The 869-nt window shown below is 71.0% G+C and carries 1 protein-coding gene and 1 pseudogene; both read left to right on the plus strand.

Annotation, left to right across the window (positions count from 1 at the left end; genetic code table 11):
- Nucleotides 1-194 (plus strand): annotated as a pseudogene (locus JZY06_RS04005) (type II secretion system F family protein); the annotation flags it as partial.
- 75 nt (nt 195-269) lie between these two features.
- Nucleotides 270-653 carry a DUF4244 domain-containing protein gene (locus tag JZY06_RS12535; protein ID WP_330617076.1) on the plus strand — a complete coding sequence of 128 codons (384 nt, stop codon included), beginning with the start codon at nt 270-272 and terminating at the stop codon, nt 651-653.
- The last annotated feature ends 216 nt before the right edge of the window (nt 654-869 follow it).

An 869-nucleotide genomic window follows, 5' to 3' on the forward strand; every position in this document is an offset into this window, starting at 1 on the left:
CCGGGGCGGCCATCGCCCCGGTCGCCGAACGCCTGGCACAGCAATTGCGGGCCGAAGCCGGGGACGCGGCGGTGGCCCGCGCGGAACGCGCCGGGGTGGCCCTGGCCATGCCGCTGGCCCTGTTTTTCCTGCCCGCCTTCATTGTGCTGGGCCTGGTACCGGTCATCGCCGACCTGGTCGGACAGATGCTGTGACCGCCCGGCATCCGGCACCCACCATCGATCAACCATCAACCATCAAACACTGTTTTCTTTCCCAAGGAGTCACCAATGACCATCACCGAAACCGGCCGCAGTCGCGCCGGAAACCCTCCCACCGGGAGTCGCACCCCCGCCCGGGCTGCTGCCGCGGCGGACACCCCACCCGCGGCCGGCCCGTCCACCGGGCGCAGCCACCACCGCGGGGATTGTGGTGCGCACCACAACCATCCGTGCGCCGCCCACGGGTCCACCGGCGGCACTGTGCTGCAGGCCCGGTCGATGCTTCGCCAACTGGCCACCGACCAGCGGGGGATGACCACCATCGAATACGCGATGTGCACCCTGGCCGCCGCCGCCCTGGCGGCGGTGCTCTACGGGGTGGTGACCAGCGAGACAATGGCCACCGCCCTGCAGGACATCATCGACAAAGCACTGAACTCCGCGCCGCTGTGAGCCGCCGCATCACCGCTTGCCCGGCGCTGCCGGGTGCCGCGGTACCGGCACCGCGCGGCAGGCAACGACAGTGCTTCGGGCAGGAGGGGTCAGTGACTGTCGAAGCCGCCCTGACCCTGGTCAGTGTGATGGTGGTGGTGGGGCTTGTCCTGGCCGGTCTTGCCACTGCCGCGGCCCGAATCGCGGTCATCGACGCGGCGGGCGCGGCCGCCCGGG

Origin of the sequence: Corynebacterium mendelii, from assembly GCF_017307055.1 — a bacterium.
Lineage (GTDB): Bacteria > Actinomycetota > Actinomycetes > Mycobacteriales > Mycobacteriaceae > Corynebacterium > Corynebacterium mendelii.